The organism is Vibrio sp. 1580 (assembly GCF_033340055.1).
This window is the reverse complement of record NZ_JAWOVT010000003.1, coordinates 167,575-190,148: the sequence shown is the minus strand read 5'-3', so window position 1 is coordinate 190,148 and position 22,574 is coordinate 167,575. Positions and strand designations below refer to the sequence as shown.

18 protein-coding genes are annotated in these 22,574 nt (G+C 49.1%); 12 read left to right on the top strand and 6 right to left on the bottom strand.

Annotation, left to right across the window (positions count from 1 at the left end):
- Window positions 1–52: 52 nt before the first annotated feature.
- Genes R7093_RS06195 through R7093_RS06175 form a run of 5 tightly spaced genes read left to right on the top strand, consistent with a single transcriptional unit; the run spans window position 53 to window position 7,301 of the window.
- Complete coding sequence (locus R7093_RS06195; protein WP_318146556.1) at window positions 53–1,264, top strand: hypothetical protein; 1,212 nt, start codon at window positions 53–55, stop codon at window positions 1,262–1,264.
- On the top strand, window positions 1,261–3,093 hold the full coding sequence (locus tag R7093_RS06190) for an IucA/IucC family protein (RefSeq protein ID WP_318146555.1): 1,833 nt from the start codon (window positions 1,261–1,263) through the stop codon (window positions 3,091–3,093). The genes R7093_RS06195 and R7093_RS06190 overlap by 4 nt, the downstream gene beginning before the upstream one ends.
- Before the next feature lie 6 nt (window positions 3,094–3,099).
- Window positions 3,100–4,305 (top strand): MFS transporter, encoded by a 1,206-nt coding sequence (locus R7093_RS06185; protein ID WP_213970157.1) that lies wholly within the window; start codon window positions 3,100–3,102, stop codon window positions 4,303–4,305.
- The gene (locus tag R7093_RS06180) at window positions 4,277–6,106 is read left to right on the top strand and encodes an IucA/IucC family protein (RefSeq protein WP_213986914.1); all 1,830 of its coding nucleotides are present in this window, start codon (window positions 4,277–4,279) and stop codon (window positions 6,104–6,106) included. Before R7093_RS06185 ends, R7093_RS06180 begins: the two co-directional genes overlap by 29 nt.
- The gene (locus tag R7093_RS06175; protein WP_053303937.1) at window positions 6,099–7,301 is read left to right on the top strand and encodes a type III PLP-dependent enzyme; all 1,203 of its coding nucleotides are present in this window, start codon (window positions 6,099–6,101) and stop codon (window positions 7,299–7,301) included. The genes R7093_RS06180 and R7093_RS06175 overlap by 8 nt, the downstream gene beginning before the upstream one ends.
- Before the next feature lie 73 nt (window positions 7,302–7,374).
- Here the strand turns inward: R7093_RS06175 and R7093_RS06170 are convergent, their stop codons facing one another.
- From R7093_RS06170 to R7093_RS06160, 3 genes are read right to left on the bottom strand one after another with little or no spacing between them, the layout of a single operon-like run.
- Window positions 7,375–8,619, bottom strand: a complete 1,245-nt coding sequence (locus tag R7093_RS06170) for an ABC transporter substrate-binding protein (RefSeq protein ID WP_258625375.1) — start codon at window positions 8,617–8,619, stop codon at window positions 7,375–7,377.
- A gap of 2 nt (window positions 8,620–8,621) precedes the next feature.
- On the bottom strand, window positions 8,622–10,052 hold the full coding sequence (locus R7093_RS06165) for an ATP-binding protein (RefSeq protein WP_258625373.1): 1,431 nt from the start codon (window positions 10,050–10,052) through the stop codon (window positions 8,622–8,624).
- Window positions 10,042–10,749 (bottom strand): response regulator, encoded by a 708-nt coding sequence (locus tag R7093_RS06160; protein ID WP_031850184.1) that lies wholly within the window; start codon window positions 10,747–10,749, stop codon window positions 10,042–10,044. The genes R7093_RS06165 and R7093_RS06160 overlap by 11 nt, the downstream gene beginning before the upstream one ends.
- Before the next feature lie 265 nt (window positions 10,750–11,014).
- On the opposite strand from R7093_RS06160, the gene ptsG reads away from it, so the two are divergent.
- Window positions 11,015–12,457: a glucose-specific PTS transporter subunit IIBC gene (gene ptsG / locus R7093_RS06155; protein ID WP_080960093.1), complete on the top strand. Its 1,443-nt coding sequence runs from the start codon at window positions 11,015–11,017 to the stop codon at window positions 12,455–12,457.
- 95 nt (window positions 12,458–12,552) lie between these two features.
- Here the strand turns inward: ptsG and R7093_RS06150 are convergent, their stop codons facing one another.
- On the bottom strand, window positions 12,553–12,999 hold the full coding sequence (locus R7093_RS06150; RefSeq protein WP_047102439.1) for a DUF302 domain-containing protein: 447 nt from the start codon (window positions 12,997–12,999) through the stop codon (window positions 12,553–12,555).
- Window positions 13,000–13,226: 227 nt separating this feature from the next.
- On the opposite strand from R7093_RS06150, the gene R7093_RS06145 reads away from it, so the two are divergent.
- From R7093_RS06145 to R7093_RS06120, 6 genes are all read left to right on the top strand, one after another.
- On the top strand, window positions 13,227–15,218 hold the full coding sequence (locus tag R7093_RS06145) for a U32 family peptidase (protein ID WP_047102440.1): 1,992 nt from the start codon (window positions 13,227–13,229) through the stop codon (window positions 15,216–15,218).
- Window positions 15,219–15,323: 105 nt separating this feature from the next.
- Window positions 15,324–15,569 carry a DUF3297 family protein gene (locus R7093_RS06140; protein ID WP_005374689.1) on the top strand — a complete coding sequence of 82 codons (246 nt, stop codon included), beginning with the start codon at window positions 15,324–15,326 and terminating at the stop codon, window positions 15,567–15,569.
- 487 nt (window positions 15,570–16,056) lie between these two features.
- Window positions 16,057–16,767, top strand: coding sequence for an ABC transporter ATP-binding protein (locus tag R7093_RS06135; RefSeq protein WP_047102441.1), 711 nt, complete (start codon window positions 16,057–16,059; stop codon window positions 16,765–16,767).
- Window positions 16,754–19,285 carry an ABC transporter permease gene (locus R7093_RS06130; protein ID WP_318146581.1) on the top strand — a complete coding sequence of 844 codons (2,532 nt, stop codon included), beginning with the start codon at window positions 16,754–16,756 and terminating at the stop codon, window positions 19,283–19,285. The genes R7093_RS06135 and R7093_RS06130 overlap by 14 nt, the downstream gene beginning before the upstream one ends.
- Window positions 19,285–20,394, top strand: a complete 1,110-nt coding sequence (locus R7093_RS06125; RefSeq protein WP_047102443.1) for a lipocalin-like domain-containing protein — start codon at window positions 19,285–19,287, stop codon at window positions 20,392–20,394. The genes R7093_RS06130 and R7093_RS06125 overlap by 1 nt, the downstream gene beginning before the upstream one ends.
- 79 nt (window positions 20,395–20,473) lie before the next feature.
- The gene (locus R7093_RS06120; protein ID WP_004746427.1) at window positions 20,474–20,740 is read left to right on the top strand and encodes a DUF2999 family protein; all 267 of its coding nucleotides are present in this window, start codon (window positions 20,474–20,476) and stop codon (window positions 20,738–20,740) included.
- 111 nt (window positions 20,741–20,851) lie between these two features.
- On the opposite strand, the gene R7093_RS06115 is transcribed toward R7093_RS06120, so the two are convergent.
- Window positions 20,852–21,439 (bottom strand): GNAT family N-acetyltransferase, encoded by a 588-nt coding sequence (locus tag R7093_RS06115; protein ID WP_047102444.1) that lies wholly within the window; start codon window positions 21,437–21,439, stop codon window positions 20,852–20,854.
- A 91-nt stretch (window positions 21,440–21,530) separates the two neighbouring features.
- A complete protein-coding gene (locus R7093_RS06110; RefSeq protein WP_017820079.1) occupies window positions 21,531–22,394 on the bottom strand; it encodes a helix-turn-helix domain-containing protein in 864 nt (287 codons plus the stop codon).
- Window positions 22,395–22,574 lie beyond the last annotated feature (180 nt).

Here is a 22,574-nt window from a genome sequence, read left to right as displayed (position 1 = left end):
GTGAGCGACTTTATCAACGTTAGAAGAAAATGTTAGAAAATTAGGAAAGCTCATGAAATCTACGATGATTATCGTAAGTCATGTCGTTAACGATGCAGTCACTCACGGCTTTGTGCCTGCAGCTAAAGCGATGGACCTTCACGTCGTTCTTATCACCGACCACAAGCTAAGCCATTTAGAGCTGGCGAGTCGTGATAGTCACTTTAATCCGGATACCATTCTAGAATGTGATGTCTTCAACCCATTAGAACTCATCGAAACCATCACGGAGCATGAATTAAAGCCAGACGCTATTTTCAGCAATAGTGATCACTTACAAACTTCCACCGCCATCTGCGCGCAATTTTTTGGCCTCCCATCCAAAGATTGGTCTGTCACGTTAAAGGCCAAAAACAAACACTTAACTCGACAAGTGTTAAATGAAAAATCCTTACCCAACACACAAAGCTGTTTGCTGCATCGCCATTCGAATGTGGCATTAGGCATGGCCTTCCCTGTCGTAGCAAAACCCAAAGAAGGCGTGGCAAGTTTAGATGTACAGCGCTGTGACTCCCAAAGCGAGCTCGATGCTTACTGCGAGGCGTTTTGGCAAAAGCACCCAAACGCCGCCATTCTGGTGGAGCAGTTTCTTCAAGGACCGTTGGTTACGCTCGAAACTTTAGGAGACGGTAACCAACTTATCGCCGTGGGCGGTTTTGATGTGTCGCTCTCTGAGCCGCCTTACTTTATCGAAACCGCCGCGGACTGGAACGGACCAAACGGCATTACTCACCGAGAAGCTTGCTTGGCTCAACTGAAAGCGTTCGGCGTTGGTTTTGGAGTTTGCCACAGCGAATTTATCATTACGGAAAACGGCCCAGTTCTGGTGGAAATTAACTACCGCAGTATTGGAGATGGCCGCGAATTCTTGCTCAACAATCTCGCTCACTTTGGTTGGTTTAGCACAATTTTGGGTCTGCATCTGGGCCGAAGATTGGACGGCGATTACCAAATTCATGGCTCAGCACACGTGCACTATGTGGTTGCGGATCACAGTGGTGTGATTGATGGAGATTCAACCTCCTTCATCCAACACGATGGCGATGTCATCACCCAGCAGCAAGTACTAAAAAACGCGGGAGAACTCTTCCAACAGAGTTATTCCAACAAGGATTATCTCGCCCGAATTTCGATTGTCTCGCCATCGGGGAGAAACCTCGACCAAGCACTGCAGAACGCGCTTAACAATTTCAATCTAGCTCCGACTCGTGAGGTGGCAGCATGAATGACAACGCTTTGTATCTAACGCAACGATTGATCGACACTTGCTTGCGCGAAGACATGTTTGGCATTTTGTCGAAGGCCAAGTTCAGTAGCGACGCGCCAAAAGGGGTAATTGTTCCTCAAGACGAGCAAGTCTGGCTGATATTTGCCAACTCTGATTTCACGTTGTATTTACCCGTTGCGCCAACGTATTACATGCAGCACTGGCGCTACGGTCACGCCAATGACGAAACACCACAAGGTTGGTGGGTGGAGAAAAATGGCCAAGTCGAGCATCAACAGCATTACAAAGAGTGGATTGCGCTACTAACGACACTGGCGCATGAGAGCTCTCACGAGTTGCTGGCGGGATACCTTCAAGAACTGGAATGTGCAGAGAAACACAAAGCGCTGTGTGACCAAGCGTTTCATCATCACGCAGACCACATTTCTCAACCAATATCCGAGCTTGGTTCTTGGCATAAAAAGCTGCTGCTAGCCGACCAGATCGCTTCTTACCTTGACCATCCGTACTATCCAACTGCGCGGGCGAAGTTTGGTCTGAGCGATGAAGACCTTGCTAAGTACGCGCCCGAGTTTGCACCAAGCTTTGCTCTGCATTGGATTGCGATTGAAAAATCACTGGTGACATTAACCAGCGAACAACCTGATTGCTGGCCGACCATGGAGCAAGTTGGGCTTCCTGCTGATTTTGCACTGAGCCACGTTCTGTTCCCTGCACATCCGCTCACCCTGCGATCTTTAGAAGCCTTACCCGAAGGTGTGATAGAAGCGCCGTTTACGTACCTAGACGTGACGCCAACGCTTTCCGTTCGTACTGTGGTAGTCAACGACGCGCCGCATATTCACATCAAAGTTCCGCTGATCATGCGATCGCTAGGCACGAAAAACATTCGCTTAATCAAGCCTTCAACACTGTATGACGGCCACTGGTTTGAACGCCTACTCAGCCACCTTGAACAAACGGACGCCGACTTAAACAGTCGCTTGTTCCATTGCAACGAAAAGCACGGTGGACACGTCGGCGAGGATAAAACCTTCGCGTACATCGTACGTGAGTACCCACTTACTCATTGCGAAGATAAAGCGTTAGTTCCGGTTGCAGCACTGGCTAGCCCAATGCCTGACGACCGCTTGTTCTTAGAACACTTGGCAGAGCAGTACTATCAACAAGATACGCTGGCGTGGTTCAAAGATTACGTCGACCTATTATGCCAAGTACACCTTACCTTGTGGCTTCGTTATGGCATTGCATTGGAGTCCAACCAGCAAAACGCCATCGTTGCATTTGATCAACAGGGCAAAATGACGCTCGCGATGAAAGACAACGACGCAGCGCGAATTTGGCCAGAGCGCTTCCACTTTGCAACAGAGCATGCTGCCCAAAAACACGGCGCAGGAACAAATCCCGTGGATTGTGATGAACTGCTCGACCAACGCATCAAAGTCGACAATGAATTGGCGCTCGGTCAGATGTTTACCACCATCACATTACAACTGGATATTGCAGCGATTGTAGAAGCCATGGCAGCGAAGTGCATTGCCTCTTCAGCATCGCTTTACGCCATCGTGGCCAAAAGCATTGCAGAGCAACTCAACCGATTGGAAGGCGAAGGGTTAGAGACAAAACTGGCACGCGAGTTACTGCAAGAAGCTCCTGATTTGTACGCCAAGTACTTGTTGAGCTCTGGCAGTTTGCTCTCGAAAGAAGCCTCCGGCGCGAGCGACATCAATAAGTTCTATGGTTTGTCGGCTCCGAACTTCTTGCTGCTTTCTAGCGAAGAAGCGCAACGCGCCTACTTAGAAGCCATCAAAAAAAGCGTACGTTAAACGATTATGACCAAACTCATCTACAGCGTGTTGTTGTGCCACTTTATCGCTGCGTTTGCCGCGTTAGGTATGCCGCTATTTCTACCCGTCGTGTTGCCAACGTTGGGCGCAAGCATTGATGCGGACTGGGCAGGGGTATTGTTTATCCTACCTACGTTTTGTACTGCGTTGGCAGCGCGATTTTGGGGCAACTTTGCCGATCGCTACGGTCGCCGCCGCTCACTCTTGCGTGCGCAACTTGGCCTTGCAGCAGGGTTTGCGCTGTGCGGCTTGGCAGACAACCTCGCCATGTTTGTGTTTGGTCTTATTGTTCAAGGAACCTTTGGCGGCACCATGGCCGCCTCGAACAGCTACTTATCTAGTCAAATTAAAGAAGCCAAAACACTCGGCAAGTCACTCAATAAAACCCAGCTATCTGCTCGCTTGGCGCTGATCGTTGCGCCTATTGGGCTCGGCTGGAGCTTGTCAGAGACCAACCCGCTCAACGCGTACCTTTGGTTATGCGTTTTGCCTTTGATTGCGATGGGCATCACGCTAACACTGCCAGTGGATAAACCCGCCGAACGAAACTTCGAAAAGCCAAACTCAGAATCTCAGCAAGAACAACCTGTTGCGCAGAAAAACGCAATGCATGCCATTCGTTGGATCTTCTTTGCTCAGTTCGGGTTTGCGTTTTCTATGGTGGTGACCTTTCCTTATTTCTCGCCGTTTGTGCAGCAATATGGCATCACTAACCACGCATGGATCGGTTTTTTGTACGCACTGCCGCATGGTGTCTATCTGTTGCTGGCAGGCAAAATCCACGTGTTGTCAGATGGGCTGAATCGCCATCAACCGCTGCGCACGTTGTGGCTTGGGTTTGCATTGCTTGCCGTGAGCTCTGCCTTGCATTTGATTGCATCCGAAACCGCACTCATTGCTGCGAGAATTATCTTCGGCATCGCGATGGTGTGTTGTTATCACGGATTGCATCAGCATCTTGCGAGCAATCTGGATCGCAAACTCAGTGGCAAAGTATTTTCTCGCTTTGATGCCATGTCCAAATGGGGTGGCGTGGCAGCGGGATTTTGCGCTTCTTTCATTTCTAGCTTGGGGCTACTTGAGGTTCCTTTCCTACTTTCTGCGATAGTCAGCGTAATCACCTTGATCGCGCTGGTTCTCCATTCAAAATTTGGAAATCAACATGTTACAAACTCAATCCTCTCAGACTAGCGAGTTGCGCGCGCATGATGTGCAGCTCAATCGGGAGAAGGCCCAACTCAACACGATAATGGGTGTTCTTAATTGTTACTTACGTGAATTTGCGCTACCGAATCAACAAGTGGAATGGCACTACCAATCGACATCGCTACCCCAAACGTTAAAACGCAACTATTCCGCCAAGCAGCGGGTAGCCGTTCATCTTTCTCAACAAAATGGCGTGCTGGTTTTGCCGATTCACTACGCGAGCAAACTGGGCAAAATCAAATTGGCAGAACTGCCGTGGGCGAAAATGCCGGGATCTGGTTGGGCGAAATTGGATGCCACGCAAACTCTTACGCTTTTGCTTAACTATCTCAAGCAGGTGTTGGCGATCCCGTTTAACCATGAGCTGATCGAACAACTAGAAAATAGCGTGCTGGTTACCGAGCAGTTTCTCAACGTCGCGCCCAAATCGCATCACAACGAGTTTATCGCTTCGGAACAGTCTCTGATTTGGGGGCATACTTTCCATCCGACCCCGAAAAGTCGTTCGGGCGTCACCATGGATGATCTCTTGGCGTTTTCTCCAGAAGTCGGCGCGCAAGTCCCGTTGTACTGGTTTGAAGTGTATACGTCCTTACTTGATGTGCTGAGTTCCGACGGAGAAGCTAACCCTGCTCAGCACATGCTACAACAGCTCGCGCCACAACACGCCACCAGCAATGGGAAGACCCTCTACCCTTGCCATCCTTGGGAAAGCTACACCATTTTGAGTAACCCAAGCGTGAAGCGTGCCATTGAACAAGGCAAGATCACGCCACTGGGTTTAGGTGGTGAAAAGATGCAGCCGACCTCTTCAGTTCGTACCCTCTACCACCCAGATATGGATTGGTTTGCGAAATTCTCCATCAACGTACGATTAACCAATTGCGTGCGCAAAAACGCGTGGTACGAACTCGACAGCGCCGTGCAGCTCACGTCGATTCTTAAACCAATTAGAGAAAACGAGCAGCTGCACAACCCCGTATTTAAAGTGATGACTGAGCCTTACGCCACCACGTTGAATCTAGAAAGTGTCGCTGAGCACAACTGGGACGACAACACCAAAGCGCGCGAATCGTTTGGGATTTTATACCGCGAAAATTTCTCGCTGAGCGAAGTCGACATCTTAAAACCAACCCTCGCTGGCGCTCTGTTTGCTTACGACAAAAACGGCAACAGTTGCATTGCTCAACGCCTTAAAAACAAAGCGCGTACTACGCAAAATCGCTATTCCGACATCGCGACACTGTGGTTTGAGCGCTATTTGCATTGCCTAATTCCGGGCGTGTTTAATTACTACTTCAAACACGGGGTGGCGTTTGAGCCGCATTTGCAAAACACCTTGATTGGCTTTGAGCAAGAGATGCCGTGTTGTGTTTGGATTCGTGATTTGGAAGGCACTAAATTACTGCCAGAGTTCTGGCCAGCAGAAACATTAACTGACTTGTCTGAACGCGCGCGACAATCGGTTTACTACAGTCGCGAACAAGGCTGGAATCGCATCGGATACTGCACCTTTATCAACAACATCAGCGAAGCGATTTTCTTCATCGCAGAAGGTGATGAGCCACTAGAGCAAACGCTATGGAATGCGGTGCAAAGTGCCATTGTGCGTTGGCAATCAGTGAATGGAAAACAGCCGGAACTAGAAGCGTTGCTGAATGGCGGTCACTTCCCAAGCAAAAATAATTTCACCACGCGTTTGATGCAAAAAGCCGATAAGGAGTCGGGCTATACCCAAGTCGCCGCGCCTTGGCAGCAACACGAAAAAGGAGCGCAACATGTCTAATTCACTCTCTCTACCGACACGCGTTTGCCAACAAGTTCACACGCTCGCACAGCAGCAAAATCAACCCTTGTGCGCGTACTTGTATGACCTAAACGCCTTAGAAGAACACATCAAACAACTGCGTCACGTTTTGCCGAAAAATGTCGAGCTATTTTACGCAGCCAAAGCCAATCCATCAGGCCCGATTCTCAAAACGCTCGCGCCGTATGTCGATGGTTTTGAAGCGGCATCTGGCGGGGAGCTGGTACACCTCCACCAGCAACAACTCGATAAGCCATTGATCTTCGGTGGCCCAGGAAAAATGCCAAGTGAATTGCAACAAGCGATTGAGCTTGATGTCGATGCAATTCATGTCGAAAGCCTCACCGAGCTACAACGCATTGGAGCACTAACCGAGCGCCTCAACCGCCCTACTTCGATCTTTTTGCGTATGAACATTGATATTGGCGACATCACGCTCAGCAAGTTGGCGATGGGCGGCAAGCCGACTCCGTTTGGCTTGGACGAGTCCGAACTGAGCAATGCTTTGATGTTGCTGCGCGATTTCCCGCAAGTGTTACTGAAAGGCTTCCATTTTCACTTGATGTCGCATCAGCTTGATGTTGAACGTCACTTAGCGTTAATGCAGCGCTATTTCCAAGTCGTGAAGGCGTGGCAGCAGCAGTTCGAACTCGGTGAGCTGATGATCAACTTGGGCGGCGGCATGGGCATCAACTACCAAAACCCTGAGCAACACTTTCCGTGGATGGAGTTTTGCGACAAGTTGGAATTCCTCATCGCTAAAGAGCAAGTGCAAGACTGGACACTGCGTTTTGAATGCGGACGTTTCATCACGGCGGCATGCGGTTATTACGTGATGGAAGTACTGGATATTAAGCAAAATCTTGGCGAAAACTTTGTCATCGCACGCGGAGGAACCCACCATTTCCGCACGCCAGCAGCGCAGAGCCATGATCATCCATTCGTCATCCTGAAAAGCGAGCAACACCATGAGATTTCTCACCCAATTCAGCATGCACAAGCGACCTTTGTCGGCCAGCTTTGTACGCCCAAAGATGTGCTGGCACGCAATCAACACGTCGCCCACGTCGATATTGGTGATTATGTTGTGTTTACCTTAGCGGGCGCCTATGCGTGGAACATCTCCCATCAAAACTTCTTGATGCATGAACCGCCGATCTTCCACTATTTCTAAACGGCATACTTCGCTTTACTCAAGCCCCAATCATTGGGGCTTTTTTATTCCACTCGGCACAAATTCATTGCCATTAACCGCTTTGCGAAATAGCAATAATGCGTTTTATCAGCTCGTCGGGTTCCATCTTGGGATTGCGGTAAAAACGGAAAATTTCCGAGTTTATCGCTTGCTGGGCAACCGGATTGACCGCCATCGAATCAATCATACTCGGCACAGCGAGGTTGTGTTTAACGCCGTAGTGAAAGTCTTGATATGACTGGACCTGACACGGATTAAAATCGCTGATGTCAATATCGGTGCGTACCGGAATCGAACCTTTTACCTTATTGAACTTGGCTTGAAACTCGACGTCTGCCAGCGCGCTTGCGGTTTGCAGAGCCGCCTCGGCAGAAAACGACTTGCTCGACATAAACACCAAGCTGTCCATGTTGTAGAGGAAGACACCATCGCTGTCAGGCGTTGGGTAACAACCGACCTCTTGCGGAACCGAGACTTGATTGGTGAGCAGCTCACCTAAAATCCAATCTCCACCGATTTGAAACAGCGCTTGACCGTCGGCTAGCGCTTGGGTCGCCGTATCCCACTTACTGTCGGGTAATTGGTTGTCGATCAACAAACTCAGGCGGCGAAATTGCGTCAGAGCTTGACGCAGGGTATCGCTGTCGATGCTGTCGCGTTCTAGTTTAACCATCGCATTGGTGTAGAACTCAACGCCGCCAGTGGAGATCACTAAGTTCTCGAAAAGTTGGGCGACTTGCCACGGCTGCTCACCGACCGCGATCGGCACGATGCCATTTTGCTTAGCAAGCTCCATGGCGGCGAACATCTCTTGCCAGTTTTTCGGCGCGGACAGATTCAGTTGTTTAAGCAGCTTGTGGTTGACCCACAGCCAGTTTAAGCGGTGCAGTGTGAGTGGCAGGGCGATGTAGCCGTTTTGTGTTTTATTGATTTCGATAGACAGCGGGTAGAGCACCTCGTCCCAGCGCTGCTCATCGGCAACCGCGTTGACGTTGTGCAAAATACCGATGGCATCCCACGCCTTAATACTTGGCCCTTCGATTTGCGCGAAGCTCGGTGGATTACCCGCCAGCGCGCGAGCTTGCAGTACCGTCATCGCGCTGTCACCACCACCGCCTAACACCGGGCTTTGCAGCAGCTCAATATCGTGCTGTTTCAGTTGTGCTTTAAGTGTTTGCAGCGCTTGCTGCTCGCCGTCAGAAGTCCACCAATGTAAAAACTCTACCCCTTGTGGCGACTCAGCGTGAGCAACGCAAGGGGCGAGCAACAGTGGGAACCAGAATGCCAGTTTGTTCATAGTCAGTCTCTCGGGAAAGTCAGTGTGGCGCAGAGGCCGCCAAACTGAGAATGGCTCAGCAACAAGTTGCCGCCATGAGCCTTTGCAATACTCTGTGAAATGGTTAACCCCAGCCCACTGCCTTCTTTATCGTTGCTAGCGCGGAAGTATGGCTGGCAGAGCTTTTCAAGTAATAAATCGTCAACGCCGCCACCGTGATCTTCAATTTCAATCTGGATCGACTCTGGGCTTTCACTCAGCGTAATGTCCGCTTGATGGCCGTATTTGAGCGCGTTATCGACCAGATTCTGAATGCAGCGCTTAATCGCTAACGGTTTACCAGCAAAGTGGGTGCGGATTTCACCGTGGATGCGAATTGTGTCCGGCGCATCGGCGATATTGGAGGAAATGTGCTGAATCAGTTGGGTGAAATTGATCGGCTCGATTTCCTCGTGGATATCGGTCTCTTTAATGCATTGCAATGCGCCTTTGACCATCAAATCTAGGTCGTTACTCAGGCGGATAAAGCGTTCTCGGTCGGCGTCGTCATCCAGCATTTCCGCTCGCAGTTTTAGGCAGGCAATCGGCGTTTTCAGATCGTGGGAGATGGCGCTGAACAACATTTCACGGTCTTTAATATGGCTGTCGATGCGTCGACTCATCTTGTTAAACGCACGTACCGCCGCTTTCAGTTCGTTACTGCCTCGCTCAGAGACTTCGGGCACGTCTAGTCGGCTCGACATCAGGGTTGCGGCTTTTGCCAGCTCTCGAATTGGTTGAATTTCTTTGCGAACGATAAACCAGGTACACAGCAACAGCATTAGCGCGGACACCAATAGCGTCAGCCATTGGCGCAGCTCAAAATAGTTAGTCTCTAGGTTGATGTAAGGCGCGGGTAGCACCGCCGCGAGATAAAACCATTCGTTCTGCGCGACTTCGACCTGCATCACCAGAATGGGTGGATTGAGGTCACCAAACGAAAGCGAATAATGCGCCCACAATAGTGGCAGTTCATCGATAGGTAGCTCGTTGTTGAACACTTTGAGTTTGTCGCGCTGGGTGAACTCCACCTCGATATTAGGAATGCCGCTCAACTCGCTTTCTAATACCTCGCGAACTTGGTTGATGACCAGCGTTTTGCGTTCGCTTTCTGGCAGTGGGTCGACGTCAATCTGGTGATTGTTGAGTGAGACGAAAAAGCGCGTGCCGCCCATGTTGCGCAGTTGATTGAGCACCAAGTGGCGATATTCAGAAGGGAGGGTTTGAAAGAAAGCGATGGTGGAAGAAGCGCTCAGTGCTAAGCTTTTGACTGTGGTGGTCAGGCCCTCTTTATCGCGTTCGCTGGCGTGTTGATACCAGATAATTCCGGATAATACCTGCGCCAAAATGATCACCAGCAACAGGAACACACTGGTGCGAACGACCAGTGATCCCGTCCAGCGTTTAATTCTCATAATGCACGTCCGTGGTTAGCATGTAGCCTTTATTGCGCACCGTTAGGATCAGCGAACGGTCTTTATCTTCAAGGTGATGACGCAAGCGGCTGATCTGCACGTCAATGCCGCGTTCAAACGGGTCGGCATCGCGTCCCCAGATCTCGCGCGCAATGTCATCGCGAGACAATATTGATTGCGCGTGGTTGACGAACAAACCGAGCAGCGACAAATCCGCGCCACTCAGTTGCTTGACCTCGCGGCTAGCAATGTGGGTCAGTTGCCGGGTTACGGTATCCAACAACCAATCGTCAAAACGCACTTTACGCGTCAGTTTGCTATTGGCGGTCGATTGGCTGCGTCTCAGAATGGTTTTGATGCGCGCGAGCAGTTCACGCGGGCTGAATGATTTGGTGATGTAGTCGTCAGCGCCCATTTCTAGCCCTGCGACTCGGTCGGCTTCTTCAGTGACGGCGGTCAGCATGATGATCGGGATATCGGAGTTTTTGCGCAGTTTCTGGCACAGGGTAAAGCCATCTTCACCGGGCATCATAATATCGAGGATGATCAAATCGGGATGGTGATCGTTGAGCAGCTGCCACATCACGCCGCCGTTTTCTGCGCAAAGTACTTCGAACCCAGCGCGGCCAAGGTAGTCTGACAACGCTTCGCGAAGGTCGAGGTTGTCATCGACGACCAGTATCTGCTTGTTTTCCATCCGACTTTCCCTGTGTCCGTCCCTTTGCCTGCCCCTGAGTTTGGCGCTGGCCAATATGATGCATTCTTAAACGCCCATGCACAATCGAGCTGATTACAATTTTCACTTCTCGGTGTAAGAGATTTGTAAGCGGCCACTTACAAACTGATTGCCTTTTGTAACCTTAGGCGCCGCCTTGCTCGCTATGATCATCCTGACCTTACGTGAAACAACATGACCTGAAGGAATCAGGTCCGACAACACTGGCATTCGTCAGGAGGAAACCATGTTTGCAAGTATATTTGGACAACTACAAAAAATAGGGCGGTCGTTAATGCTGCCTGTGGCGGTGTTACCGGTGGCTGGCTTGATGCTGGGTATTGGTAACGCGGGTTTTGCGTTTATTCCAGACGCGGTCAACAAAGTGATGCTCGCCGCCGGCGAAGGCGTGTTCGGCAACATGCAGTTGATGTTTGCGGTCGGTGTGGCGCTCGGGTTATCAAAAGGCAATGACGGTGCGGCTGCGCTCGCTGGCTTAGTTGGCCTAATTATTATGAACGCATCGCTCGGTATCGTGACTGGTCTGCGCGGCCTAGAAACTGATGCCACCATCATGGGCGTTGAGACGCTGCAAACCGGGGTGTTTGGCGGCATCTTTATCGGTGCGGTCGCGGCAATCATGTACAACCGCTTCTACAACATCAAACTGCCGGAATATTTGGGCTTCTTCGCGGGTAAGCGATTTGTGCCCATTGTGACTGGTTTATCGGCGATCGTCGTTGGTGCGATTCTCGCGTTTGCATGGCCACCTGTCGGACAACTTCTTGATGCATTTTCTCATTGGGCAGCGTACCAAAACCCTGTTCTCGCGTGGGCGGTTTACGGCGCGGGCGAACGTTCATTACTCCCTGTTGGTTTGCACCACATCTGGAATGCGCCGTTCTTCTTCGAAGTCGGCAGCTATGTAGACCCAGAAACCGGCAAAGAGTTTACCGGTGAGCTCACTCGCTTCTTCGCGGGCGATAAAACCGCAGGTTATCTGTCTGGTGGCTTTATGTACTCCATGTGGGCGCTACCTGCAGCGGCACTGGCGATTTACCACTGCGCGTCTCCAGAGCGTAAGAAAATCGTCGGCGGTTTGATGATGTCTGCGGCGTTGACCTCTTGGTTGACTGGTATCACAGAGCCAATCGAATTTACCTTCTTATTCGTCGCGCCAGTGCTGTACGTGATCCATATTTTCCTCACCGGTATTGCGTTTGCGATCACCGCATTTTTGGAAATCAAACACAGTACGGACTTTGCGCACGGCGCGATCCAGTTCTTCCTTTACTACCCAATGTCGAGCAACGCGTGGATGTTCATCATCATCGGTCCAATCTGGGCGACGCTGTACTACGGCTTGTTCCGCTTCCTAATTGTGAAGTTGGATCTGAAAACGCCGGGCCGTGAAACCGACATTGCAGAAGTGAAGATTGCCGGACAACCTGATGAAATCGCGGTAGATGTAGTGGCTGCATTGGGCGGCAAAGCCAATATTAAGTCAGTCGATGCGTGTATTACTCGTCTGCGTGTCTCGGTGAAAGACATTGCCAACGTTGATGTTGCTAAGCTAAAAGCGCTCGGCGCGCGAGATGTGTTAGTGATTGGCGACAATTTACAAGCGATTTTCGGCACGCAGTCTGACTCAATTAAGTCAGAAGTGCACAGCGTACTCGCCACCTCCTGATCTTACCTCCCCCAATCTAGGTAAGATTTGCCAACCTCCTTGTGAGGTTGGCTTTTTCGTTTTCGGAGTTAAAAAAGCGAAGCCAATAACCAACCCTACTTCGCCGCCGCGTTGGTTAAATTGCCCAGCACGCCGCTGATTTTGTTCAATACCTCGTCGCAGCCTTCAATATGATGGCGCTGTTTTAAATACATCGGATCGTTGTAAGCTAACCACGTTTTACCTTCAGCATCTTCATACACCAACACTTTTTGGGGTAAATCGAGCGCCACCTCCTGCGCACAGATCATCAGTGGTGTGCCCACTTTAGGGTTCCCAAACACGATAACTTCAGTTGGTCGCAACGTCATATCGACTTTCACGGCGTTCTCTTGATGGTTAATGCGCGCAAAGACGTTCAACCCTTTTTCTTGCGCGATAGCGACAAATTTATCCGCCGTATCTTTTGCTGAATGCGTGCTCGCAACGGTTACCACACCCTCCCCAGCCAACGTACTCAATGACGCCAACGCCACTACCAACCCCATCATTACTTTTTTCATTTGTCGTCCCTTCCTCTCTCTGAGTAGAAAACTAAATATAGAAAAACCAAGTGTAGGAAAACTATAGAAGTCAGATTCCGCTATGGCGAATTGCACTCTACCCACTCAAGAGTCGACCGTGTAACACGGATTAATTGATTCAGATTAATAAAGCATTAACTAGCCGAGCATCAAAAGCGTGAAATACGTAACATTTGCAGCCTATTTTAGTAAGAAAGAGAAAAGTAGTGACACGCGATCAATTTGAGTTATTAGCACCCGGTGGTGATTTAGATTCCATCAAAGCCGCCATTGCCGCTGGCGCCGATGCAATTTACTGTGGGCTCGACCGCTTCAATGCTCGTAACCGAGCGACCAACCTCACCTTAGATAACTTAAATGGCGTGTTAACGTTAGCCCATCAGCACAGCTGTAAGATTTTCCTAACGTTGAATGTGCTGATTTTAGAAAGTGAAATTCCAGCGATTGTTCGCTTACTCAGCCAACTGAACACCACCAAAATCGATGGCGTGATCGTGCAAGATCTCGGTCTGGCCTACATTCTCAAACATCACTTTCCCGATTTGGATGTGCACGCTTCAACACAACTGAACACGCATAACGAAGGCCAGATCCTCTTTCTCAACCAGCTCACCGCAAGCCGAGTAAACTTATCTCGCGAACTTAACATCGATGAAATAAAACATCTGGCGCAATTTGGTCGCGAGCACAACGTAATGATGGAAGTGTTTGTCCACGGCTCATACTGCATCGGATTCTCCGGAATTTGCTATATCAGTTCCGCTCGCAATGGTGCATCAGGTAACCGTGGACGTTGCAGTCAACCTTGTCGCGAGCAGTACGAAACGACCAAAACGGGCAACAACTACCCACTCAATATGAGAGACAACTCCGCCTTTGGGGACTTGGAAGCGCTTGCCGATGCTGGCGTGTATTCTTTAAAAGTAGAAGGGCGAATCAAGAAATCGCACTACGTCTATGCCGTGGTCGACAATTGGCGTCAGCAAATCGATCGCATGTGCGAGGGTTTGGAACTCTCTGAAGACACCACAGAGTTATACACGGTGTTCAACCGTGATTTCTCCAACGCATTTTTGCAAGGTGATTTCGGCAAGGCGATGTACATCGACAACCCGCGCGACCACGCTGTAAAACATTTTTCGAAGGTTTATCAATGCCAGTCTGCTGATGATGTGCAAGCGGTGAAAAAGAAACTCTACGACGACAAAACCGCGATCATTGAGAAAGTGGCAGAGCAAACTAAGTCGTTCGATGTCGCTTCGAAACAAGTATCCGGCAGCAGCTTGAAAGGGGCGATTGATGTGCCAACTCTGCCAGCGTTACCTCAACCAGAAACTCGCCAAAGTGCGCCAAAATTATCGGTTCTGATCTCGTCAGCACAAGAAGCTATGCTGTGCGAATACCACGACGTTGATGTTTACTATCAATTGCCAATGGGATTGTCTGGCGAACTGAGCGCGATGATTGAGTTATTCCAAGCCAATCCAATGCTCAAACCATGGCTCCCGGCCATTTTGATTGGCGAAGACTACCACGCCGCGCGCGTATTTTTGGAAACCATCCAACCTGAGTTGTTGATCACCAACAACTCAGGCGTCGGCATGATCGCAAAAGAGCTCGGCTTAGGCTGGGTGGCAGGCCCACAAATGAACACGGTGAACTCATACGCGTTTAAATGCCTTCAAGACGAGTTCGCGGCAAGTGGCGCGTTTGTTTCTAACGAGCTGAATATGAAGCAGATGCGTCACATAAAGCGTCCGAAAAACATGCGCAGCTTCTACAGCATTTATCATCCAAATACCCTACTCACGAGCCGCCAATGTTTGTTCCAACAAACCGAAGGATGCCGTAAGGTGAAGGTCAACAAAGGTTGTTTGAAACGCTGTGATAAACGCACGTCTATCATCAACTTAAAAGACAATCCTTACGTGGTACAAAAACAAAAAGGCAGCCACAATTCAATCTACAGCGAGCACAACGTCTTAAACCTGCAAGTGCTGCACGATCTGCCGCAATTGTTTACCGATGTGTTGATCGATCTGCGTGATATCCAGACAGAAACGAAAGTCTCAGCAAGCAAACCTGAGTTGATTGACGCGTTCTTAGCTCTACTTGAAGATCACAGTGAACAAGCCGTCCAAACGCTGAATGACATGATTCAACCAACAGCCAACGCGCAGTATTTGAAGGGGTTGTAGGCGGTACTTGAAAGTTAAACAACGCATCCACTCTCAACATATCTTGAACACACACAGTGCACTGACTACAATAGCGCACTTTTTACGGAATTTAGGTCACACAAAATGACAGATACAGCTAAACCAGCTCTACCAGATCGCCTAGCGGGTAACCCACGTAGCCCATTCTTCATCAAAGAATGCTTCGAGCACCAAATCGGTATTCGTATCAACGGCCAAGAGCGTACTGACGTAGAAGAATACTGCATCAGCGAAGGTTGGGTAAAAATTGCTTCTCCTAAAGCAAAAGACCGTTTCGGTAACCCAATGCTAATCAAGCTTAAAGGCGAAGTTGAAGCGTACTACGTGTAAGCTGACCACGCTTAATATCTTTGAAAGCTCGAGTCTGACTCGGGCTTTTTTAATGCCTGTCATATCCCTTCCTCATTTAATCTCTTCCCTCTTCTTTTCAGTACAAAGTAGGGTCTGTTTATCTTTCGAGATTAAGTTTTGTTCGAGGTAAAATCGTTTTAGGCGAGGCAAGGAGTGTGTAGCCTAGCATCCTAAGTAAATACTCCTTAACAAGGCATAGAACGATTTTAGCCGAACCCTTTGGGCAGCGTTTGTTGGTCATTTCTCCTGCGTTATCAGCTTTTTCATGTAGGCTAACTACACATCAAAGCTTCTGCCTTGCACAAATACCCAACAATTCGCTGCAAAAATCAGCTCGAAAGGTCAACAGACCTTAAACTCGATGTAAATCGCTGTTTTTATCTAATTGTTGTCTAAAGTTTCTAGAGAACTAACTGCAATAGCCATTGCCAAAAGAAACGACACCTTTTGAATACAGGGAGAGGAAATGGAAAGCCCACTTGTCACACTCAAACACGCCAGCAAAAGCTTTGTCGATGGCAAAGAGACACATCGCGTGTTGGAAGGCGTCGACTTTACGTTGAACACAGGAGCGAGTGTTGCGCTGACAGGCGCAAGTGGCAGCGGCAAAAGTACCTTACTCAATGTCATCGCTGGCTTTGAGCCACTTTCCGAAGGTGAGTTGTGGTTAGATGGTGATAACACGGCGGCTTGGAAAGACCCGCAATGGAGCCGATTTCGACACCAAAAACTCGGTGTTATTTTTCAGCAATTCAACCTATTAACGCCGCTCAACGTGCAGCAAAACATCGCCTTCCCTCTACATTTGAATCAACAAAAATGGAATGACTGGTGCGATTATTTGGTCGAGACTCTAGGCATCAGCCAACTGCTTGATAGACATGTTTCTGCCCTTTCCGGTGGTCAACAACAACGAGTCGCGATTGCGCGCGCTTTAGCACACAAACCTAAACTGCTACTTGCTGATGAACCCACAGGTAACCTCGACCAAAAAGCAGGCTTGGAAGTGATGAAACTGCTCAGTGAAATCACCACCCAGGGCAATACGGCGGTGCTATTGGTAACACACAGCCATGAATGCGCTGAATTTATGAAAGCACGGCTGCGATTGGATAACAGTCAGCTACAGAACAGTCATCAAGTAAACAAACATGAGCTTCGCCATGAAGCAAGCTAAGCTATCAACCACCAGATTCACGCATACTCGACTCGCCCTGGATCTGTTTGCGGCACATTATCGACAAGCACCACTGCAAGCCGCCGCGATTCTGATCGGTATCGTGTTGGCTGTGACCTTATTTGTTGCGGTGCAAGCCATCAACCTCAATGCCAAACGAAGTTATGCGGAATCTACCGAGCAGCTTAGCGCACAAGCTCAGAACTTAATTATTCCACCAGCAGGGCAAAACTATCTGCCCGAGTCTCTTTATTTCACCCTTAGACAAAACGGGCTCAGTGCAGCACTACCTGTAATCGAAGGGCGAGTGAGAGACGAACAAGGTCGTCGTTGGTCAGTACAAGGTAGCGAGTTAATTGCTGCCATCTCTTCACGTTCGCGCTACTCAACGGATAACAAGCAAAAGTCATCAGATAACCAACAGAACGTGTCTTTGTTCGACAGTGCTTTGCCTCTACCTGAGCTTTTAGCTGGCAAGCCAATCGTGATGATGAGCCAATCTCAACATCAAAACTTAGGAGAGGTAGAAACCCTAACTCTGGACGACATTCCAACCCAAGTGGTGGTGTTGCCTGACGAATGGCAGTTAGGTAGCCGAATGTTGATGGACATTGGCTTTGCCCAGCAACTGCTCAATAAAAAAGGGCAGCTCAGTTACATTGCGGTTTTCCATTCGGGTGATAAAGGGAATAAAGACACGCAAGCAAATTGGCAAAGCATCATTGGCGAGCAAGGACAATGGATTTCCAATAATCAAAGCACAGACCTTGGCTCACTGACCGACAGCTTTCACCTCAATCTCACCGCAATGAGCTTACTCGCGTTTTTAGTCGGGCTGTTCATTGCTTACAACGGCGTTAAGTACAGCTTGCTTAAACGCAATCGGCTGTTAGTGCAGATTCAACAGGCGGGCGTTGCGCCGAGCATTGTGCTCTCTGCGCTGTTAGTTGAACTCACTGTTCTCGTTACCATCGGCGCTTCCCTCGGTTTTGTATTGGGCATGCAGCTTAGCCATTGGCTACATCCGACCGTGGCACTGACTCTAGAACAACTTTATGGCGCGACACTTCTGCCCGGAACTTGGCAGTGGCAATGGTGGGCGCAAGCGCTGCTGCTCACGTTAACCGCAACCCTGTTGGCGTGTTGGCAGCACTTTAAACAGCGAGTGCGCCAACCGCTTTCCTCTCATGGCGGGTTTTATCAAGCGCCTGAAGCCTCTAACGAAAACCAATTGTTCGTGATAGGTGCTGCGTTGACGACTCTCGCACTCGCAGGGTTATGGCTGAGTGAGCATCACCGCTTCACCATGGCGTGGCTCGGCGTGCTTGTAGTGTCGATTCCTTTGTACCTACCCAAAACACTCAGCGTCTTAGCCAATTGGTGTGAGAAGCGCACCAATTCCGGTTTGATGCAGTATCTGTTTGCTGAGCTGCGTGAGCTGATTTCTCCGCTTTCTCTCGCCATGATGGCACTGCTACTCGCCGTTACTGCCAATATGGGGATGAACAAGCTAGTTGGTAGCTTTGAATCCACCCTAAAGCAGTGGTTAGAACAAAGGTTACACGCCGATATTTACGTCAGCCCTGCGCAAGGGGAAATCGCAGATGTAGAGCGCGCATTAGGACAGTTTGACAATGTTGAGACCGTCTACAAGCAATACTACGTCGACGATAACCTGCAAGGCTTACCGATTTTGCTTGGCACCAAAGACAAAGACACCTTAGAGCAAACAATGGTGTTCAAATCGCGTTTGGAGAACTTCTGGTCACGCTTTTACCAAGGTGAGTTGGTCGCTATCAGTGAACCAACCGCGGTCAAACTGGGTTTATCTCTGGGTAGCGAGCTCACGCTTGATGCCGTTCCAAATAAGAACCTCCTTGTGGGTGCGGTATTCCATGATTACGGCTCACCTAACGGTGAAGTCTTATTAGCACCAAAGTTATGGCAAGAGAGTGGCTTTACCGACCTGTCAACAAGCCTTGGCATTAAAGTCTCAGGGGACCCACAAATCGTCTACGAGCAACTGCGCGAGCAATTGAATCTGCATCCGAGTCAACTCTACGACCAGGCGCAAATCAAATCCATCGCGTTGGATATTTTCTCGCAGACCTTCGCCATTACACGCGCACTCAACGGCGTGACGTTGATGGTCGCGGTGATTGGTTTGTTCAGTGCTTGTTTTATGTTGCTCGACGCGCGCAAAGCCGCCATTGCAAGGCTGTATGCACTTGGCGTCAGCCGTCGTAAATTAATGACCATGGTGGTCGGACAGATCGTCGCTTTAGTCAGTTTTACTCTGGTTGTCGCCCTGCCCCTCGGAGCCATGGTGGGTTATGTGCTGACAGACATCGTCACCTTACGCGCTTTTGGTTGGGGCTTAAATTATCTGTGGAATTGGAGTGACGCCCTCAGTATTGCGGCGATCACCATCTTGGTGGCGGTGATTGCAACCTTGATTCCGCTGTGGCGATTGGTCAGCAAGCCTGTCGTATCCAGTTTGCAAAGCGAGGTGTTGTGATGGTTCGATTAGCAAGCACACTTACTCTATTCATGAGCAGTCTGTTCCTGTTCGGTTGTGAAGATCCCCAACAACAAAATATGGGCACTTTGCTGGGCAGTGGAGATATGCAAAGCGAGAGCAACCTATTCACACCCGTAGAAAAAGGGGTTGAACTCACCTTTCCTACCGATCATCAAGCACACCCGGATTTTCGTCATGAATGGTGGTACTTAACCGCTAACTTAATCGATGCAAACGGCAACCCACTTGGCGTCCAGTGGACACAATTTCGCTTTGCTGCTGCGCCGCCAAAGGACGAAGATGACGTGAAGAAAACCGAGTGGCAAGCTCAACAAATCTACATGGCGCACAGCGCAGTCACGACCGCGGACAAACACTACGCCGATGAAAAATGGTCGCGCGATCAAACATCCCTCGCTGGCGTCGACACTTCACCATTTCGAGTTTATCTCGATGATTGGCAGTGGACCTCTTCAACCAACGACCTCTTCCCTGCAACATTGAAGGCGAACTCCGAACAGTTTGGCTATGCGCTGACCCTTACCAGCAGCGCACCTTATCAAAAGCAAGGCGAGCAAGGGTACAGCACCAAAAGCGCCGATGGTCAGGTGGCTTCGTATTACTACAGCCAACCGTTTATTGATGTCTCCGGTGAAGTCACGATCGACGGCAAAACCCATCAAGTATCCGGCAAAGGCTGGATAGACCGAGAGTGGAGCTCGCAATTCTTACTCGACTCACAACAAGGCTGGGACTGGTTTGCCTTAAGATTGAGTGGCGAAACCAGCTTGGTGGTGTTCCAATTGCGTGATTCCAAAACTGGAGCAGCCAGCTACTCCAGCGCAAGGCTGATGCAGCAAGATGGTTCCGGCCTTGCTATCCCACAAAAAGACATTCAGTTAGAGGCAACCAAGCAAACCGAAATCCAAGGGCGAAAGTATCCAACCGAGTGGCAAGTGTCGATTCCTAACCAGCAAATCGAACTTATGGTTTCTGCACTCAACCCGAATGCGAAAATGCCACTTTCTGTGCCTTATTGGGAAGGTCCAGTGCGTATTGATGGCTCTCATTCCGGGACGGGTTACATGGAGCTAACGGGGTATTGAAATGTTGAGCGGGAGCCCCAATTATTCTACTAGAACAAATACTGGCAACCAAGTCATACACTGATTGAAAGGAAATATGATGAACCCAATTATCGCCTTGCTGAAAGAGAACAACATCAGCGATGAGCAAATCAACGAGATTTTTCAGACTCTGACGCAAAACCCTCTAGCGGCAATGGCAACAATCAGCCAACTAGGTTTGCCACAAGACAAGCTACAAATGCTGATGGCGCAAGTGATGCAAAACCCTGCGCTAATCAAAGAAGCCGTAGACGAGTTGGGATTGGATTTCTCAAAGGTTGAAGAAGCAAAAGAGAAGCTTCAAAGCCAAAACCAAGGCAACTAAGTCTTAGCCATTTAGCGCTGAATATAGAAAAGGCCGTTAACCCGAGCATGTGGGTTAACGGCCTTTTTTGTTCGCTACGTTGTTGTTAGCTACTTTTTTGTCGGCTAATTATTAGCGATTTAAAGACGCGAATTGCTCTGCGGTCATACCGTAGTAGAGCTTGTCGTCAAAGCCTTGCTCTAGTTTATAGTAGTCTTTCTGACGGCCTTCTTGAGTAAAACCATTTTTCTCTAACGTCTTGTAAGAACCAGCATTAGAAGCGTAGCAATCGGCACTGACTTTATGGGCGTTTAACTCAGTAAATCCAATCTCGGTCATCATTTGGCAAGCGCGAGTCGCGACGCCTTTGCCCCATGCGCAAGTAGGTAACTGATAACCCACTTCGTAGTTGCCAGTTAAGAACATCACTGCGGTCACCGCACACATTCCCATGTACTGACCTTGCTGGTCACGAATCACGAACGTTGGGCTATCTGACCAAACACCGTCTTTAATCGCTTGTGCCGTATTTTCAATAATAGGGCCAAAGAAGCCTTCATACAGGTTGTTATCAGCAAGTGCGAAGAACAGATACTGATTGACCTTATCGTCGTTCAGCATCTCGATAATATCTTGTAGATCAGAGCCTTGAATCAGTTGGATAGTCAACGATTCATTAAATGGAATGGCTTCGCCTTGTTTTAGTTTTTGATATGACATGTGTTACCTCGTTATCTGCTGAAAATAGTAGCCCAGCGGATAAGAGAAAAATTGGATTTTTGCGACAACTTTCGGGCTGATTAGCAATGTATTACGACTCAAAATCGCCATAGATATCGATGGTTAAGTCACGTTTTTTCAGGTATTTGCTCGGCGTTTTTCTTAGCTGATGTTTGAGGGTACGAATCAAATGCGATTGGTCACTGAAACCAAATTGTTGTGAGAAACTCGCCCAATCAATCGCTTCTTGTTGCTTGTAGAGAGTCAAAATCATCTGCTCCAGACGCGCCATTTGTTGATACTGCTTAACGCTCAACCCCACCACTTGTTTGAAACTGCGCTCAAGCGTTCTGCGAGAACAGGCGCACTGTTTGGCTATCTCATCAATATCCATCGCTAACTCAGGTGAACGTAGCGCTTGAGCGTCCATCACGGATACCGCTTTTTGTGACGCCAAAAACGGTTTGGTACGGCAAGGTTCGATATCTAACGCATCTAAATGTTGTTTGATGTAGTTCAGCAAACATTGCGATGAACCTTGCAACTCTAACTGCCATAAGCCTTGTTGAAAGCGCTCATCAAACGCCGCGTTAAGCCAATCAAACCATTCGCATTGGTTAATTGCACTAACTTGGGATGCATCACTAAACCGTGATTCAATGGCATAAAAACCCTCTGGGCGAAAGGTGATACCAATACGCTTGATGGGAGCCGTATCTTCCAACAACAGTAAATGTTCGTTAGCCATTAACAAGTGGCAGCCTTTGCCAGCAAGCTTTGTGTGTCCCGTATCGTAGCTGTAGCCTTGCTCTGGTGGCGTAAAGAGTAAATGAGCACGCGGGTTTGGGATAAGGTGCGGCTTGGGGTCAATGACTTCACCCTCTGGCACTTCCAAGTACCAAACTTGATGAATGAGCCATTCGTACTCTGGCAGAGACTGTTTCCAAGCTATCATGATTGTCCTAGCGGTTAGTAAAGATAATGGGCGCAACGTTTTTGCTTAAACATCTGCTCGTTGAGTGTGACTGATTGACGCTCATCTCGCCACGCATTTCTCACGCTGCTCCCTTGCAAGCTTGTTGGATTGCGGTAGGCTTTGAGCAGAGAAAACAAGCTGAACAGAACAAGGAAATCC

Coding starts and splice junctions, on each gene's coding strand:
- R7093_RS06195 (WP_318146556.1), top strand. CDS start 53: ATGAAATCTACGATGATTATCGTAAGTCATGTCGTTAACGATGCAGTC.
- R7093_RS06190 (WP_318146555.1), top strand. CDS start 1,261: ATGAATGACAACGCTTTGTATCTAACGCAACGATTGATCGACACTTGC.
- R7093_RS06185 (WP_213970157.1), top strand. CDS start 3,100: ATGACCAAACTCATCTACAGCGTGTTGTTGTGCCACTTTATCGCTGCG.
- R7093_RS06180 (WP_213986914.1), top strand. CDS start 4,277: ATGTTACAAACTCAATCCTCTCAGACTAGCGAGTTGCGCGCGCATGAT.
- R7093_RS06175 (WP_053303937.1), top strand. CDS start 6,099: ATGTCTAATTCACTCTCTCTACCGACACGCGTTTGCCAACAAGTTCAC.
- R7093_RS06170 (WP_258625375.1), bottom strand. CDS start 8,619: ATGAACAAACTGGCATTCTGGTTCCCACTGTTGCTCGCCCCTTGCGTT.
- R7093_RS06165 (WP_258625373.1), bottom strand. CDS start 10,052: ATGAGAATTAAACGCTGGACGGGATCACTGGTCGTTCGCACCAGTGTG.
- R7093_RS06160 (WP_031850184.1), bottom strand. CDS start 10,749: ATGGAAAACAAGCAGATACTGGTCGTCGATGACAACCTCGACCTTCGC.
- ptsG (WP_080960093.1), top strand. CDS start 11,015: ATGTTTGCAAGTATATTTGGACAACTACAAAAAATAGGGCGGTCGTTA.
- R7093_RS06150 (WP_047102439.1), bottom strand. CDS start 12,999: ATGAAAAAAGTAATGATGGGGTTGGTAGTGGCGTTGGCGTCATTGAGT.
- R7093_RS06140 (WP_005374689.1), top strand. CDS start 15,324: ATGACAGATACAGCTAAACCAGCTCTACCAGATCGCCTAGCGGGTAAC.
- R7093_RS06135 (WP_047102441.1), top strand. CDS start 16,057: ATGGAAAGCCCACTTGTCACACTCAAACACGCCAGCAAAAGCTTTGTC.
- R7093_RS06130 (WP_318146581.1), top strand. CDS start 16,754: ATGAAGCAAGCTAAGCTATCAACCACCAGATTCACGCATACTCGACTC.
- R7093_RS06125 (WP_047102443.1), top strand. CDS start 19,285: ATGGTTCGATTAGCAAGCACACTTACTCTATTCATGAGCAGTCTGTTC.
- R7093_RS06120 (WP_004746427.1), top strand. CDS start 20,474: ATGAACCCAATTATCGCCTTGCTGAAAGAGAACAACATCAGCGATGAG.
- R7093_RS06115 (WP_047102444.1), bottom strand. CDS start 21,439: ATGTCATATCAAAAACTAAAACAAGGCGAAGCCATTCCATTTAATGAA.
- R7093_RS06110 (WP_017820079.1), bottom strand. CDS start 22,394: ATGATAGCTTGGAAACAGTCTCTGCCAGAGTACGAATGGCTCATTCAT.